At 28.2% G+C, this 15,359-nt stretch carries 13 protein-coding genes and 1 other RNA gene; 1 reads left to right on the top strand and 13 read right to left on the bottom strand.

The window, feature by feature from the left end; genetic code table 11:
- Nucleotides 1-541: 541 nt before the first annotated feature.
- The 10 genes from I2A75_RS02350 to I2A75_RS17910 all read right to left on the bottom strand — a co-directional run bounded on the left by I2A75_RS02350 (nt 542) and on the right by I2A75_RS17910 (nt 11,711).
- The gene (locus tag I2A75_RS02350) at nt 542-1,480 is read right to left on the bottom strand and encodes a hypothetical protein (RefSeq protein WP_195262865.1); all 939 of its coding nucleotides are present in this window, start codon (nt 1,478-1,480) and stop codon (nt 542-544) included.
- A 32-nt stretch (nt 1,481-1,512) separates the two neighbouring features.
- Nucleotides 1,513-2,691 (bottom strand): glycosyltransferase family 2 protein, encoded by a 1,179-nt coding sequence (locus I2A75_RS02345; protein ID WP_195262864.1) that lies wholly within the window; start codon nt 2,689-2,691, stop codon nt 1,513-1,515.
- 27 nt (nt 2,692-2,718) lie between these two features.
- Nucleotides 2,719-3,636, bottom strand: coding sequence for a hypothetical protein (locus I2A75_RS02340; protein WP_195262863.1), 918 nt, complete (start codon nt 3,634-3,636; stop codon nt 2,719-2,721).
- Nucleotides 3,637-3,639: 3 nt separating this feature from the next.
- Complete coding sequence (locus I2A75_RS02335; RefSeq protein ID WP_195262862.1) at nt 3,640-4,620, bottom strand: GDP-mannose 4,6-dehydratase; 981 nt, start codon at nt 4,618-4,620, stop codon at nt 3,640-3,642.
- A complete protein-coding gene (gene rfbF, locus I2A75_RS02330) occupies nt 4,614-5,378 on the bottom strand; it encodes a glucose-1-phosphate cytidylyltransferase (RefSeq protein WP_195262861.1) in 765 nt (254 codons plus the stop codon). The genes I2A75_RS02335 and rfbF overlap by 7 nt, the downstream gene beginning before the upstream one ends.
- A gap of 20 nt (nt 5,379-5,398) precedes the next feature.
- The gene (locus tag I2A75_RS02325; RefSeq protein ID WP_195262860.1) at nt 5,399-5,629 is read right to left on the bottom strand and encodes a hypothetical protein; all 231 of its coding nucleotides are present in this window, start codon (nt 5,627-5,629) and stop codon (nt 5,399-5,401) included.
- Between the two features lie 339 nt (nt 5,630-5,968).
- Nucleotides 5,969-6,628: a 4Fe-4S binding protein gene (locus I2A75_RS02320; RefSeq protein ID WP_195262859.1), complete on the bottom strand. Its 660-nt coding sequence runs from the start codon at nt 6,626-6,628 to the stop codon at nt 5,969-5,971.
- Between the two features lie 344 nt (nt 6,629-6,972).
- On the bottom strand, nt 6,973-8,826 hold the full coding sequence (locus tag I2A75_RS02315; RefSeq protein ID WP_195262858.1) for an ABC transporter ATP-binding protein: 1,854 nt from the start codon (nt 8,824-8,826) through the stop codon (nt 6,973-6,975).
- A gap of 2 nt (nt 8,827-8,828) precedes the next feature.
- Nucleotides 8,829-10,547, bottom strand: a complete 1,719-nt coding sequence (locus tag I2A75_RS02310; RefSeq protein ID WP_195262857.1) for an ABC transporter ATP-binding protein — start codon at nt 10,545-10,547, stop codon at nt 8,829-8,831.
- A 294-nt stretch (nt 10,548-10,841) separates the two neighbouring features.
- Nucleotides 10,842-11,711, bottom strand: coding sequence for a nucleotidyltransferase domain-containing protein (locus tag I2A75_RS17910; RefSeq protein WP_243241954.1), 870 nt, complete (start codon nt 11,709-11,711; stop codon nt 10,842-10,844).
- 725 nt (nt 11,712-12,436) lie between these two features.
- Between I2A75_RS17910 and I2A75_RS02295 the strand changes: the two genes are divergently transcribed.
- Entirely contained in the window at nt 12,437-12,835 is a 399-nt protein-coding gene (locus I2A75_RS02295) for an LAGLIDADG family homing endonuclease (protein WP_195262856.1), read from the top strand.
- Nucleotides 12,836-13,149: 314 nt separating this feature from the next.
- Here the strand turns inward: I2A75_RS02295 and ssrA are convergent.
- The 3 genes from ssrA to I2A75_RS02280 form a co-directional block, all read right to left on the bottom strand.
- Nucleotides 13,150-13,491, bottom strand: a transfer-messenger RNA (tmRNA) gene (ssrA, locus tag I2A75_RS02290).
- A gap of 412 nt (nt 13,492-13,903) precedes the next feature.
- Complete coding sequence (locus I2A75_RS02285; RefSeq protein WP_195262855.1) at nt 13,904-14,068, bottom strand: hypothetical protein; 165 nt, start codon at nt 14,066-14,068, stop codon at nt 13,904-13,906.
- Nucleotides 14,069-14,071: 3 nt separating this feature from the next.
- Nucleotides 14,072-15,058: a Gfo/Idh/MocA family oxidoreductase gene (locus I2A75_RS02280; protein ID WP_195262854.1), complete on the bottom strand. Its 987-nt coding sequence runs from the start codon at nt 15,056-15,058 to the stop codon at nt 14,072-14,074.
- Between the last annotated feature and the right edge of the window lie 301 nt (nt 15,059-15,359).

Here is a 15,359-nt window from a genome sequence, read left to right as displayed (position 1 = left end):
CGTAAACATTTTTACGATTCAGATTTTATATAACACCTCCTATTATAATTATTAAATTCTTAATATACAGGATAATTATTATAACTTTAGCTCATTAATGTTGTTCTTATATACTCCAATAAAATTATTAGTTCCCTTAATTATACTATTATATAAAATGTAATTAAGGTGCTTATTAAGAAACCTCAAAATAACATTATCACAAATGGAATATTTTTACAATACGTTTTATTTCTTCTTCAACTATTATTATCAATGAATATTATAAATATAATATTCATTGGTGCCTATTCCTTAATTTCACTACTATTACAAAATAACTTTTTGAGCTTTTCATCAAAAATCCCATGTCATATGATTTTTCAATTAGTTGAGTATATGATGTTGTACTTTTTTAATTTTCCATCATTTATTATTATATAATTTTCAGATATATCTACTATAAAAATAACCGTCTGTAAATGGCTACTTAATCCACCTACAGACGATTAGTATATTTATTAGTACAATTTTAAATTTTATTTTTCCTAATTTATATTAATTATATTTTATAGTTATTCAAATTCACAATATCAGCCTTGTCAACAAATCCTTCATTAAACCATGGAAATTCTTTAATTACATTTTTTATTGATTGTGATAGCCATCTAATATAAGGATCATATATATAATTTATTAAGTTCTCATCCTCTATATGATAATAAGGACATAAGTCAAATTCTCTTGATCCTAATAACAATACACCAGAAAAATGGTAAAATAATAAAGGTGAATCATCTACATAAACAACATTATTCTTTTTTGAAACTTTATAATTTTTTATATTCCACAATGCAACATTTGCTCCAATAGAGTTTATTATATGCACATTTTTAAATATACTTGACCAATCTTCTACATATCTTTGATCTCCAAAAGTTTTATTAGCTACATCATATTCAACAGTACATTTCTTTAAACACCTATCCCCCCAAAGCCTAACTGCTGCTTTTGCTTCATCATTATTTTTAAATCCTACAAATCCTGTATTATATAATCCGCTTAATTCATAAAAGTGTTTAAACTCTTCTGAATTTCTATGCTCTGTCAAAAAAATTGATGCATTATGATTCTCATTAAAAATATAAGCTATATCCGAAAAGAAGAATAAATCCGAATCTACATGTGCATAATATTTCGCATTGTCATATTTATTAATAACATAATATAAAAAAATAGGCTTTAGAGTCCAGCAATATTCATGGAATATTCTATTAGACTTAGCTATTGCTAAATCATAATTATTTTCTTCTACATCCTTTAGTTGTATTAAAACAATGTTTTTGAAACCTATTTTATTTAATATATGGTAAACAGAATCATTCATACATAGAATAAATAACTTAAAATCACTACAAGAGTTTTCTAAAGAAACATACATTGGTATTAATTTAAATAAATTTGATTCCGATAGAATCATTGATAAATGATATTTACTCATATTTTCCCTCCTCTTCAGTACATTTTTAGAATTTAATAAGAAACATTATAAACATCTCTTATTAATGCTAGCATAGCTTCTGTAAAATATTTAATTCCAAATATATCTCTTAAAATTTTAACTTCCATAATTAACTTGTTTACATCAATATCTATAGTTGGCATAACTTTACTTATATCTGTAACACCTTCTATAACGTAGCGTCGCCTACATGTCTGAAGTAATTCTAAAAATATATCTAACAAAGGCCTAAAATAGCTTATAGCTGACATATTATTTATATCTATAGTTAATTCATTAAAATCATATTCATTAATTGATGTTAAACCAGACGTACAAACTAATATTACATCTAAAAAATAATTATTATTGTATTTTTTACATATATAATTTATATTTTCGCGACCTTCAACTATATTAATATTTGTAGGATGTTCTTGGTGAACACTTAATATATTTTTATCAAATATAAATTTACTCCCAGATTTATATAACCTTATTCCTAAGTCATAGTCTTCAAATCCGTATCCAACTATATTTTCATCAAACATTCCTACTTCTATTACTCTATTTCTTTCTGCCGAAGCATTATTAGTTATAAAAAATCTCCATGGTAGATGATAGTCTTTCAATTCTTCATTGTGATTTTTCAATATATTTTTTAGCCCTCTCATAAATTCTGCATCTAAATCAAAAGATTTATTTATATAACTCCCATCAATTATTGATTCAACATCTATTAATGGAGATTTATCTATAATATCAGGCTTTTCATCTTGTTTAGGCACAGTTTCAGCTAAATAATTCTTAATATTTGAATCTAATTCTTTATAATAAAAAGTAAAAATTCTCTTCCACGGTATTCCGCATACAACTATATCTTTTTCTTCATGATTTTTTAAATGCCTAGTTATAAAATCTCTACTAGCTATCATGTCACTATCATGAAATATTAGAATATCACCAACTGCTCTTCTTATCCCTTCATTTCTTCCACGAGCTATTCCTCTATTTTTTTCAAGTCTCACAAACTTAAAGTCAAATTTAGCTTTAAAACTTTGTAACATTTCTAGAGTATTATCATTAGATCCATTATCGACTACAATAACTTCAAAAATATTGAAGTCACAATCTTGATTATTTAAGGATATAAGATTGTAATATAATCGCTCTTTAGAATTATATGCTGGTATTATAACACTTGCTTTCATATCTTTCTTTTCCTTCCTTAATCCTTTCTAGTTATCATCAATAGCATTAATAGTAATATATTCCTTAAAATTTGGATCTATCTTTTCAACATCATCAATAATTTTCACCAGTTCTCTTTTGTATATTGAGTAAATAAACGGTATATTCACTCTATCTTGTTCATGAACCTGCCTAATATCATATTTACTAATTATTCTAAAACCACTAAAGTGATAAAATATCAATTTGTTATTATTCACCAATACATTGTCATTTGAAACTGTAAAATTATATTTTGAATAATTCCAATGTCCAATATTAACTCCTTGAGTTGTTATTTCGTAAACATTATTAAACATAAATGGCATATCATCAAGATATTTTTGATCCCCAAATTTATTATCTTGAGGATTCGAAGTACAACTATCTACACACATTTTATCCCACCAATTAACACACTCTAACCCATCAATATCCCTTTTAAAGCTAATAAACCCTGAGTTAAAATTTCCAGTAAGAGATTGCATAGTTTGATTAAACTCTTTAGAATACATAGGCAAAAATATTTCTCCACTAGATAGTAGAACAGAAGCATATTGTTGATTTTCAAATATCACATTAGGATTTTGATAAAAGAATAAATCTGAGTCTATATAAGTTACTCTTTGAATTGATTCGTCTAAAGTAAATATATACTTTATAAAACCAGGCTTTAATGTCCAACAATATTGATTTAATTTCCTTGAAGATTTTATTGCTAACAAATCTTCTCTATTCAATTCATCAATTGTTACTAACACTATTTTATCTATATTAATCTCCTTAAGAAATTCATAGCATTTTTCATCTGCACAAAGGATATATACTTTAAAATTATCCATATTTTTATATAAAGATAAAAAACATGCAATTGCCTGAATTAATCTAGTCCTTGATACAACCATACAAAAAACACTTTCTTGCATTATTTATATCTCCTTTTTAAAGAAATCCTTATACCATTCTACAGTTTTGCTTAGCCCCTCATCAATCGTATACTTTGGACTCCATCCTAATACAGTTCTTGCTTTCTTTGCAGATAAATATTGATGTATTATTTCATTACTTCCTTGATTTAATATTATAGGCTTCATACTACTTCCCATAATTTTCAATATTTTATTAACTAGTTCTAAAACTGTTAATTGTATTTCATTACTAAAATTAAAAGCTTGTCCTCCTAAGTTTAGCTCTACAACTTTTTCAGCTAAATTAATATATGCGTCTACAGCATCTTCTATATAAAAATAATCTCGAATAAAACTTCCATCACTTCTTATTACTGGAGCTTCATTATTTAATATAGATTGTATGCTTTGTGGAATAATTCTATTAAAGTTTAAGTCTCCACCACCATAAAGGTTTCCACATCTTGTAATACATACTGGTAAATTATAAGTTTCATAATAAGTTTGAGCAATTAAATCTGCACAACTTTTTGAAACATCATAAGGGTGCTTTCCTTGAAGTGGCATATTTTCATCATATGGAAGTTTTTCTTGGTCACCATAAGCTTTATCACTGGATGCTACTATTATTTGTTTAATTAATGGACTTTTTCTTGCAGCCTCAAGTATATTCCAAGTTCCTTCTATATTAGATTTAAAAGTTCCGAGTGGATTTCTATTTGCAACTCCAACGATTGCCTGAGCAGCCAAATGAAATACTGTATCTATTTCATATTCTCCAAGTATCCTTTCTATTAATAGATAATCTTCTAAATCACCATGTACGACATTAACCTTTTTATATTCCTCTCCAATATATATATTTGATTGTGGTATATAGTCTCTTACTAATATTGTTACATTACACCCATAATTTACTAATTTTTTAACTAAGTAACTTCCTAAAAATCCAGTACCACCAGTTATAAAAACATTTTTATTATTCCAAAACTTATTTACCATATTTTCCATACTCCTTTTCCTTCGTTCCAAATTTTATTTACATTATTTATATCATTTAAAGTGTCCATAGCAGTCCAAAAACCATTATGAATATATACTGCAAGTTCATTATCTTCAACTAATTTTTTTAATGGATCTTGTTCTAAAACACATGTTGTATCATTTTCTAAATAGTCAAATATTTCTGGCTCAAAAACAAAAAATCCACCATTTATTATTCCATCAATGTTCTTTTTTTCGTCGAAAGATTTAGCTAATCCATCTTCCACAGTTAAAATTCCATATTGGCTTTTCTTATATATTCCTGTAACTGTTGCTATTTTCCCCTGCTCTTTATGAAATTTTAATAATTCATCTATATTTATATCCGCTAATCCATCTCCATAAGTTAACATGAATGTTTCATTTCCAATATATTTTTGAGCCCTTTTTAACCTTCCACCTGTCATAGTTTCAATACCTGTATCAATGAAGCTTATCCTCCATGGCTCTGGTTCAGAATATATATTAATATCCCCACTTTTCATATCTAAAAGAAAACTTCTAGTTTTCCATGAATAATCTATAAAATATTCTTTTATTTTTTCCCCTTTATAGCCTAATAAAAAAATAAAATCATTAAATTCATAATGACTATATATCTTCATTATATGCCATACTATGGGCATACCCCCAACCTCACATAAAGGTTTAGGCGTATTCATTGTTAACTGACTCATTCTAATTCCTTTTCCTCCAGCAAGTATAACAACTTTCATCTTTTGCCCTCCATTATTTTTTAATTCGTTTTGTTATTTCTTAAATCTAGTATTGAATCAAGGTCTGAATATCCGCAATGTTTGTATTCGTCGTATAAAATTATAACTATCAAAATAATTACACACCTATCATACAAATTCGAAGTAGCTATCTCATGACTTATATTTATAATATTTTTATCTTTGATAAACTCATTAATTTCATGTTCTAACTTTTTTGCACTTGTACCTTTTAATATCTTTACTTTCATTTTAATTACCTATCCCTTACCGGTTTCATAATATATATTATTCATAAACATTTATTGTGACACTGATTTTGCTATCTTACATCTAAATATGCACATCTCTCTAAGATCAAAATTATAAAATTTCTTAATAAATACAGATAATATAAGAAGATATTAAAATAATTAATCAACTTTTCTAATGTCTAGAATATACTTAATATTTCTTTTTTACTGAATTTTAACTTAAACAAAAAAACACCTATGTAATCGCATTTTACATAGGCGTTTTTAGGTACTAAACTCTTAAAGACAAGAAAAATATCTAAGATATGTTTTTTTTTAAGAATCCTGTGACTATCCCTAATTAAGTTTTATATAACCTATAGATTTTTTAGGACATTTATTTACACACTTGCCACATTGTATACAATCATAGTAAGTTATACTTTCCCCTTTATATTCATGAACATTTATTCCCATAGGACATGTTTTTGTACATAACTTACATGATACACAAGCATCATTAATGCTTAATAAAATATTTTTATTCTGCTTATTTCTAAATTTTGATATAAACGCAGCTATACTTCCCATTGGGCAAAAATTACACCATGCTCTTTCATTGTAAAATGGAGCTAATATTAGTCCTATAATAGTTGTTATTACTATAAGTCTGTATATTACGAATCCCATTCCATATAAATTTCCCCAGTTTTTTATCATACCAGTAGTGAATACAGTAAGCATTAGTGCTATAGCAACTAGCCTGAAATATGCTGATTTAATAAATTTAGTAACTTTCTTTTTATTACTAAACTTAGATACTACATTGTCATAAAAACTTCCCCTAGGACATAAATTTCCACACCAAAATCTACCTTTAATTATAGCTACTATTATAGGTGCAACCATACAAATCGATGCAATCAATCCAATTCTAAAATCAAATATACCCAAAACTAAAAAAGCTATTAGAATTACATACGACCACTTTTTCCAAATTTTAAATAAACTGCTCATGCATATCCCCCTTAAATTTATTTATGACAGTTTTACTATTTAATTATACAGATTAATATATATCCTTCTGTGACTTTATTACATATCCATTTAGATACATTCATTACTTTCTACGTATCTAATGGCGAAGGGGCTTCTAGCTTACTACTAGCTATAATATATTTTTTACAATAGCACTTTTATCTTTTCCTATTAAATAAAGAATTTCTTCTATATTTTTAGCTATTATAGTGTACGGATACTTATATAGCAAATAAGCAATCCTATCAATAAATAATAAAAAGTTAGAAACTCTATTTTATATAAAGTTTCTAACTTCTTACTTCTAATTCTCCCTATATAATTTATTCATTCTCTACATTTAACTTTCCCATCTGGCTCATTACCATTTCGAAGTAATATCCTTTCTTCTCCATCAAGGTCTTATGATTTCCACTTTCAAGTATTTTGCCATTACCAATAACCATAATATTATCAGCATCTATAATGGTAGAAAGTCTATGAGCAATTAAAAAACTAGTTCTATTTTTCATTAATCGAACTAAAGCATTTTGAATCTCCTTCTCTGTCTTAGTATCAACACTGCTGGTTGCCTCATCTAAAATAAGAATTGGACTATCACACAAAACAGCTCTAGCAATGGATATAAGCTGGCGCTGTCCCTGACTTAAATTATCAGTTGATCCAGAAACCATGGTATTATATCCCTTTGGCAATTTACTTATAAACTCATGTGCATGAGCTATTTTAGCAGCATTAATCACCTCTTCATCAGATGCAGAACTTTGAGAATATCTTATATTATCCATAATTGTTCCTGTAAATAAACATGTATCTTGAAGTACTACAGAGAAGCATTTTCTAAGGCTGTCTCTTTTTAAATTTGTTATTGGCTCATTATCTATAAGAATTTCTCCACTGTCACTGTCATAAAAGCGTGTAAGAAGATTAACTATAGTTGTTTTACCTGAACCTGTTTCTCCAACTAATGCCACAGTTTCTCCAGCCTTAACCTTAAAACTAATATTCTTTAAGATAGGAGTAGATTTATCATAGGAAAAGCATACATCCCTAAACTCTACATCTCCCTTTGGATCTTCAATCTCTATTGCTCCTTCTATATCTTCTTTTTCCTCTATAGTATCTAAAACTTCAAAAACCCTTTCAGCTCCAGCAAGGGCTGATTGTATTGTATTAAACATTCCAGCTACGGAGTTTAAAGGCTGGGCAAACTGCTTTGAATAGCTTAAAAAGCTAACAACAGTACCTACAGCTAATCCGTATCCTACAGATAGTATTCCTCCAACAATGGAAACTACAGTAAATATAAAATTATTTATAACATTCATTAAAGGCATCATATAACCAGACCATATTTGAGCCTTATTACTACTTTCATAAAGATTCTCATTAATTTCTTTAAAGTTCTCTAAAATATCCTTTTGCTTTCCAAAAGCCTTAACCATTTTTAATCCTAAAATATTTTCTTCAATAACTCCATTTAAAGCACCAAGGCTTTGTTGCTGAGCTAAGAAATACACTCTACTTCTAGATGCAATTGTTTTAGTTAATAAAACTACCAAGGGAACGCATAAAAGCACAACTAAAGTAAGCTGAATATTTAAGTTAATCATTACTAAAAATGAACCAACCAAAGTTAAAATACTTGATATAAGCTGTGTAGTGGTTTGAGCTATTGTAGAGCTAATATTATCTACATCATTAGTAATTCTGCTCATAGTATCACCATGGGATCTGGTATCATAAAATTCTAAAGGTAGACGTTGCATCTTATTAAAAAATTCACTTCTTAAAGCATGAACTAGTTTTTGAGATACTTTAAGCATAATTACTCCATTGATACTTGAAATAATTAAATTAGATAACTGAAGAACTGCTATAACCATTAAAAGTGTTAGAAACATACTACTATCTACAGTTCTAGTGTTGATGTCAAGATAGTTAAAGGTCTTTCCAACAAAGTAAGGAATACTAACAGTTATTAAGGAAGCTATAGTTGTTAGAATCATGGCTAATAATATTGTTTTACCCCACCTCATATATATTTTTACAATCCTTCTTAATGTTCCTTTAGCATTTTTAGGCTTTGCCTTTGGAGCAAATCTGCTTGGTCCACCACCGCCTACTCTTCCCATTGAAGGCATTTGAATTTCTTGTTTCTTATATATTTGTCCCATTATTATGCCTCCTTACTACTTTCCATTTGAGTTCTATAAATATCTTTATAAATAGGGCAACTTTTCATAAGGTCCTCATGAGTTCCAAATCCAACCCTCTCCCCATTATCCATAACAAGTATCTTATCTGAGAACATAGCAGTCCCACAACGCTGTGTAATAGTAATAACAGTTCTATTATCTTCCAAGGAATTAAGATTATCTCTAACTCTAGCTTCAGTAACTGCATCTAAAGCACTTGTTGCATCATCTAAAATAATAATTTTAGAACCCTTAATAATTCCACGTGCAATAGAAATTCTTTGCTTTTGCCCTCCTGATAAGTTAACTCCTCCTCCACCTAAAAGAGTATTAAAGCCATCTGACATATTCTCTATAAAAGAAGCTTCTGCTCTTTCGGATGCAAATTTGACTTCTTTATTAGAGGCATTCTTATTACCCCATTTAATATTTTCACTAATTGATCCTGAAAATAACATAGGCTTTTGAGGAACAATAGCAATATTATCTCTAAGAGTATCTACTCTTATATCTTTAATATTCTTTCCATTAATTAATATACTTCCTTCATTAACATCATAAAACCTTAATAATAGCCATGCTATTGTGGACTTTCCACTACCTGTAGGTCCTATTATTGCAAGGTTTTCTCCAGGCTTTAATGAAAAAGATAAATCTTTAATAGCAGGCAAACCGCTTCCATTAGGATAAGCAAAGGTAACATCTTTAAATTCCACTTCTCCATTTAATTCTGAATCTTCTCCAATAGAAGGGAAATCCTCTTCACAATTTAAAATCTCTTCAATACGAGCAGTAGATGCTTTTGTTCTAACAAAGGTATTAAATATATTAGTTATCATTATTAAAGATGTAAGAATTTGAGCCATATAAATTGTAAATGCTGTTATATCTCCAGGATTTACAAGGTTTAAGGAAAAAAGCTTACTTCCAACAAATAGTATAAGTACAGTTCCAATACCAACAATAAAGGTCATAAGAGGTGATGTTAAGGTTATAATTATCTGAGAAGAAATCCCCTTCTCCATTAAATTATCGTTGGTTTCCCCAAACTTCTCCTGTTCTTTATCATAGGTTCCAAAGGCCTTGACTAATCTAACACCAATAAGATACTCCTGCACAACTGAGTTTACCTTGTCCATAGCCTTTTGAAGTTTATAAAAACGTGAGTAACTAAGTTTCATGCTAATAACTATAAGAATACCAACTAGAGCAACAACTCCATAAATAACTAAAGAAAGCTTGAAATTAAGAATACTTGCAAGAATAATACTTCCTATGCATGTTATTGGAGCTTTTAGGAAAATACGCATGATTCCATTTATAAATTGAACAACCTGAGAAGTATCATTAGTCATACGAGTAATAAGGGAACCACTTTCAATTTTATCAGCTCCATTTTCCGAAAAGTGTAATATCTTTTCAAATAAATCATATCTTAAATCTGCACCAACTCTTTGAGAAACCTTAGATGCAAGAATGTTTCTGGTTATAGCAAAGCAAGCCCCAAGAACTGTAACCATAAGCATTAAAGCCCCCCAGTAATAAACACTTGAAAGACTTCCTCCATCTATTCCTGAATTAATTATATTAGACATAAGGGTTGGTCCAAGCAAATCACATATTGCCTCCAGGGCTACACAAGTAACAGCAGTTAAAAAAGGAATTTTATATTTTTTGATATATTTATTATATAAATTCACTACTTCATCTCCTTTTTTATTTAATACTTTATATTTTATTTTATATTATACTCCTTAATTTATTCCTTAGGTTAAAACTGCTAGGAAAAATGTTCCTAACATATTCGTATAAATAGTTCTAACAAAGAAAAAATACCCATAACATATTCACATAAATCCATATTTCTCATCAGCAACCTCTAAAGTTATTATTGTATTAAACCCATCTATATGTACTTCTTCAATATTTGAAAGATTAGTAATTTCCTTTTAAAAAATAATAAGCTAGTAGCACTCTTCAAAGCGCCACTAGCTCTATTTTTCTTTATATCTTAAAATAACTTTATCTTTACTTGCCTCTAAAAATATATTTAAATAAGCCAGCTTTTTAAAGCAAAATTCCTCTATTAACTTCTCACTTTCTTCTCTTAAATAATAATCATGAGTATATCTATTTCTTAATTTAACAGCCATCACAAGATAACTCTTGAGCTTTTCATCAAAAAATCCCATATCATATGATTTTTCTATTAGTTGACTAGATGATGTTGTACTTTTTAATTTCCCACCATTTATTATTATATGACTTTCACACATATCTACTATATACTCAGAGAAATCTTGAAAAAATGCAAACATTGCTCTTTTTATAATTCTACTATTACTTTTATTATACTCATTTATAGCTTCTTTAAGATCTTCTAAGTTATCATATGCACTTTGATATTTTTCTAAAAATTTTTCTTTTTTATACCTATCGTAAGACTCATCGAAAATACTTCCAAAATAACTATATTGTTCGTCTATTCTTAAAGTTCTCTCTAAATTTTCGTTATTTCTTACAGATTTTAAGACATAATGATTAAAGTCATACCATCTTTCTTCATCTAAAATATATTTATTATCACTATCTACTGCAATACGTGCATATTTATTTGAAAAGTCATTAAACAATAAGAAAGTTAAATGTATTTTATTATATTTATAAAAATCAGTAGCTATTTCTTTTATTCCATCTTCTATATTAAAGGTATCTAAAAAAGTAACATTAGGCTTAGTAACAGCTATTAAATCAATATCACTTCTATCCTTAATCCAATCCTCAGTACCATAACTTCCAAATTCACATAAGGCTACAATTTCTCTATACTTACTTAATTTTTTAATAAATTCTAATTTATCCATATAGAAACTCCTTATATTTATAATTTTAGTGATATTATATACTAAACAGTTATGTTATTAAACATAAAACTCTATAGAAATCTTAAGTTTAAAGCAATAATCCTTTTTACGGATGCTAAACATCATATTATATGCTCAATTTAAAATACTTCTTTTCTTATATATATTATCAATAAGTTTTAATTCATCATCAACCATTTATGCCCCCTTCCTATTAATACCGGTACATAATCTTATACGTAAAAAGTTTAAAAATAGTTTTAAATATTCTTATATTAATTATAGATTATTTTTTATTAGCTTTATATATTAAGTAAAATAAGACCTATAAGTTGAGTAATTTCTTAACTTATAGGTCTTAAACTTCTCTTGTTAAAATCTAATCTTAGCATTCTAATTTAATAACTTCAATTATTCTTTAAACTACTTTAATATCTACTGAAACATAATTCTTTATGATACTTCAACTAAATATCATATATGTACATTTTATATTCAATTTTATAAATGATTTTGTAGTTACCATATTTTTAGGTGAAGTAACTACATTTATCTATTAAATAGTAATAGACAGGACTGATTTGATTTATTTCCATCCAAACATATTATGCCCTACGTAATCCTCTAAAAATATATTGAGATATTTTTCGTAATTAGCATAATCTTTTTCACTAATAATCACAAACTATCATTATAAAGATATTAGTTTTAAAAAAGGTGATTTTATGACTGAAACGGAAAAAGCCTATATTGCTGGAATTATTGATGGTGAAGGTAGTATAATGCTACAAAGAATACATAAGAATGAACACCCATCCCCTTGTGTATCAATTGCTTCAACGACATTAGAGTTATTGGAATGGGTAAAAAACACTGTAGGAAAAGGAAGAATTATTTCTAAGAAAAATTATAATATAGAAAAACATAAAGATTGCTATGGTTATATTTTAAGAAGAAATGATGCTATTCAATTACTAAATGATATATATCCATATTTAATAATTAACACTAAGAAAAAAAGAGATAAATTAATTATAAGTACTTATAAATCTATTACTCCTAGAAATGGGTACTATACTGATGAGATGCTAATTGCGAAAGAGGAGTTTATGGGGATAAAGTAAACCTCCACGATGTTGGTATCGTGGAGGTTTTCATGGTGGAGACGAGGGGTCATGTGCATCCATAATTTCTTAATGGCACTGACTATATCTTAGTGTATAAATCTTATACACTCTTGGCGTCTTATAGAAGCTCAGTATAGTTTATGTCTTCTATCCTAGTATTCCATAGCTTTCGCTTTAGGAACCTATAAGTCGATACGAGGCTGTTGAATTTCTTCACATACCTCTCGGTATTGCCGGCAACATTACTTGCTACGGGTTCACCGATAAAGCCAAGTTATCACTTATGAATCACTTCAAAAGGCGACTCATCTTACGAATCGAACCCCTGTCCGAAAGCAGACCAGCCTGACTTTCTACGAGCGTAGTTTGTGACTAAAATTTCGGTCCTTAGTTCGCTCACAAACAAACTCCTAATTCCCTAGCTTCATGAATACCCCTTTAGCTCAAAGCTTTGCTAAACTTCGTTTCCCACTTTTATGACACCAGTGATCCAGAGCGTGGGCACCCTGGGCTGATGAGCGGCTATATTAAGCTGCTAATGCAAAATTGTCTTCTGCGTTTATCTTTAATGCATACTTTATTATCGAGGTGACATGCTTGCCTCGGCTCGCTTATCAAACCCATCTTACCCCCGTCGAAGCCAAAACGTCCCCAGGTTAAGAATTAGTTTAACGCGAAATATTCAATTTTGACTACGTGTAAATTATATATTATATAGATTTCTATGTCAACTTAGATTTAATCCTTACTTTCCACAATTTTCTTTTAAAAATTAAAAAATAATAACTATCTTATTAATTTTTCTTCATTAACAAGAGCAGCTAATATTTAATGAAAATTAAAGTTTATTACTAATCTAAATTTAACTTTATATAATACACAATTTCTACATACTTATATTATAACAAATTCAACTTAATTTAAACCTAATCTTATTAGCATTAAGTGAAAAAGCTTCTTATATTGCTATTTTTATAATTAATTTCTTAATAAAAAGTAGTTATATATAAGTTTGCTTGTTTTGTAACTAGTTTCTAAAGAATATGCTTCATTGTAATAGCAAACCTATATAAATACTATTCCCATTGTCCTAGTAATTTCAATTTTTTTCATATAAGGAAATTGATTATCAAATTCTTCTACCTTTTCTGGAGCTAGATTTCCAAATACTTTTGATTGAAAAAATTTTCCTTGTACATCTTTAAGTCCATATGGTATTAATTTTTTCATTCTTTAATTATTATCTGCCGGATAACTCACTCCAATTTGCTTTCTAGCTTCTTCAATAACATCAACTACATTTCTAGAAACTTCTAATGAATTAATCTTAGATTCTCTTTCTCCATTTTTAATTAAGTTAATAAACTCTTCTACTTCATAGCACATATTTGCTTCTTTATGTTCTAATGTTAAATTTTCTTCTCTACCATCTCTATATATTATTTTCACATTATCAAATGAATTAATTCTATCAATTATAATGCTACCCTCTTCCCCTTGGATTTCTGATGGAAGATATGAATTGCTTATTTTAGAGTATATTACAACTCCCTCCATATCATCATAACCAAAGACTACGCTGCCTTCTCCATCAACTCCAGTTTCTAGCATTATTCCATTTGCCTTTACCGTATTTGGCTTTCCAAAAAGATTAACCATTGGTGCTATACAATAGACTCCTATGTCCATAATAGCTCCATTTGATAATTCCTTCTTAAAAGCATTTAACACTTCTCCAGCCTTATATTTATCATATCTTGAAGAGTATTGACAGTAGCTTGCAAAATACTTTCTAACCTTACCAATCTTATGTAGGTTATCTTTAATAACTCTAAAGTTTGGAAGTAACGTAGTTTTCATTGCCTCCATTAAGACAACATCATTTTCCTTTGCTGCTTTTATCATTGCATCAGCTTCCTTTGTGTTTGAAGCAAAAGCCTTTTCTCCAAGCACGTGCTTTTTATGATTTAAAAATAATATAGCTTGCTCAGCATGCAAAGAATTAGGTGAAGCTATATACACAGCATCAATTAAATCACTCTTAGCCATTTCCTCTAAATCAGTAAATATATTTTCTATATTAAACTTATCTGCAAACTCCCTTGCTCTTTCCTCTGTTCTTGAATAAACAGCAGATATATTTACACCTTCAACTTCCCTTGCTCCAGCTATTAACCATTCAGTAATAAAATTAGTTCCTATAACACCTATATTAATCATTAACTATCCCTCCAACTCATTTGTACCATTTATTTACTCATTTCAATTATATATTATATTCCTAATATTTTCTATCAAGACTTATACAATCAATTCTTTCCCTTCTCACTTTTCATAATTCAGCTTATCTAAATTATCTCCCTAATTATCCATTGTCCATTATCAATTGTATTTCAGCCCTATTTTCTACAATTAAACAAAGGTGAATTATTTCCTCAATTTTTTACTTTTTCACTCTTTTACTTTTTCACTCTTTCACTTTTTAATTTCTCCTCATATTTTTATTTTAACTGCACATACT

Origin of the sequence: Clostridium sp. 1001275B_160808_H3, assembly GCF_015550425.1 — a bacterium.
In the GTDB taxonomy this organism is placed as follows: domain Bacteria; phylum Bacillota; class Clostridia; order Clostridiales; family Clostridiaceae; genus Clostridium.
This window is presented reverse-complemented; position numbering and strand designations above follow the sequence as displayed.

What these genes read in the sequence shown, in the direction of transcription:
- I2A75_RS02280 (WP_195262854.1), bottom strand. Translation starts at nt 15,058, where the DNA reads ATGATTAATATAGGTGTTATAGGAACTAATTTTATTACTGAATGGTTA.
- I2A75_RS02325 (WP_195262860.1), bottom strand. Translation starts at nt 5,629, where the DNA reads ATGAAAGTAAAGATATTAAAAGGTACAAGTGCAAAAAAGTTAGAACAT.
- I2A75_RS02320 (WP_195262859.1), bottom strand. Translation starts at nt 6,628, where the DNA reads ATGAGCAGTTTATTTAAAATTTGGAAAAAGTGGTCGTATGTAATTCTA.
- I2A75_RS02315 (WP_195262858.1), bottom strand. Translation starts at nt 8,826, where the DNA reads ATGGGACAAATATATAAGAAACAAGAAATTCAAATGCCTTCAATGGGA.
- I2A75_RS02345 (WP_195262864.1), bottom strand. Translation starts at nt 2,691, where the DNA reads ATGAAAGCAAGTGTTATAATACCAGCATATAATTCTAAAGAGCGATTA.
- I2A75_RS02285 (WP_195262855.1), bottom strand. Translation starts at nt 14,068, where the DNA reads ATGAAAAAATTAATACCATATGGACTTAAAGATGTACAAGGAAAATTT.
- I2A75_RS02340 (WP_195262863.1), bottom strand. Translation starts at nt 3,636, where the DNA reads ATGCAAGAAAGTGTTTTTTGTATGGTTGTATCAAGGACTAGATTAATT.
- I2A75_RS17910 (WP_243241954.1), bottom strand. Translation starts at nt 11,711, where the DNA reads ATGGATAAATTAGAATTTATTAAAAAATTAAGTAAGTATAGAGAAATT.
- I2A75_RS02335 (WP_195262862.1), bottom strand. Translation starts at nt 4,620, where the DNA reads ATGGTAAATAAGTTTTGGAATAATAAAAATGTTTTTATAACTGGTGGT.
- I2A75_RS02350 (WP_195262865.1), bottom strand. Translation starts at nt 1,480, where the DNA reads ATGAGTAAATATCATTTATCAATGATTCTATCGGAATCAAATTTATTT.
- rfbF (WP_195262861.1), bottom strand. Translation starts at nt 5,378, where the DNA reads ATGAAAGTTGTTATACTTGCTGGAGGAAAAGGAATTAGAATGAGTCAG.
- I2A75_RS02295 (WP_195262856.1), top strand. Translation starts at nt 12,437, where the DNA reads ATGACTGAAACGGAAAAAGCCTATATTGCTGGAATTATTGATGGTGAA.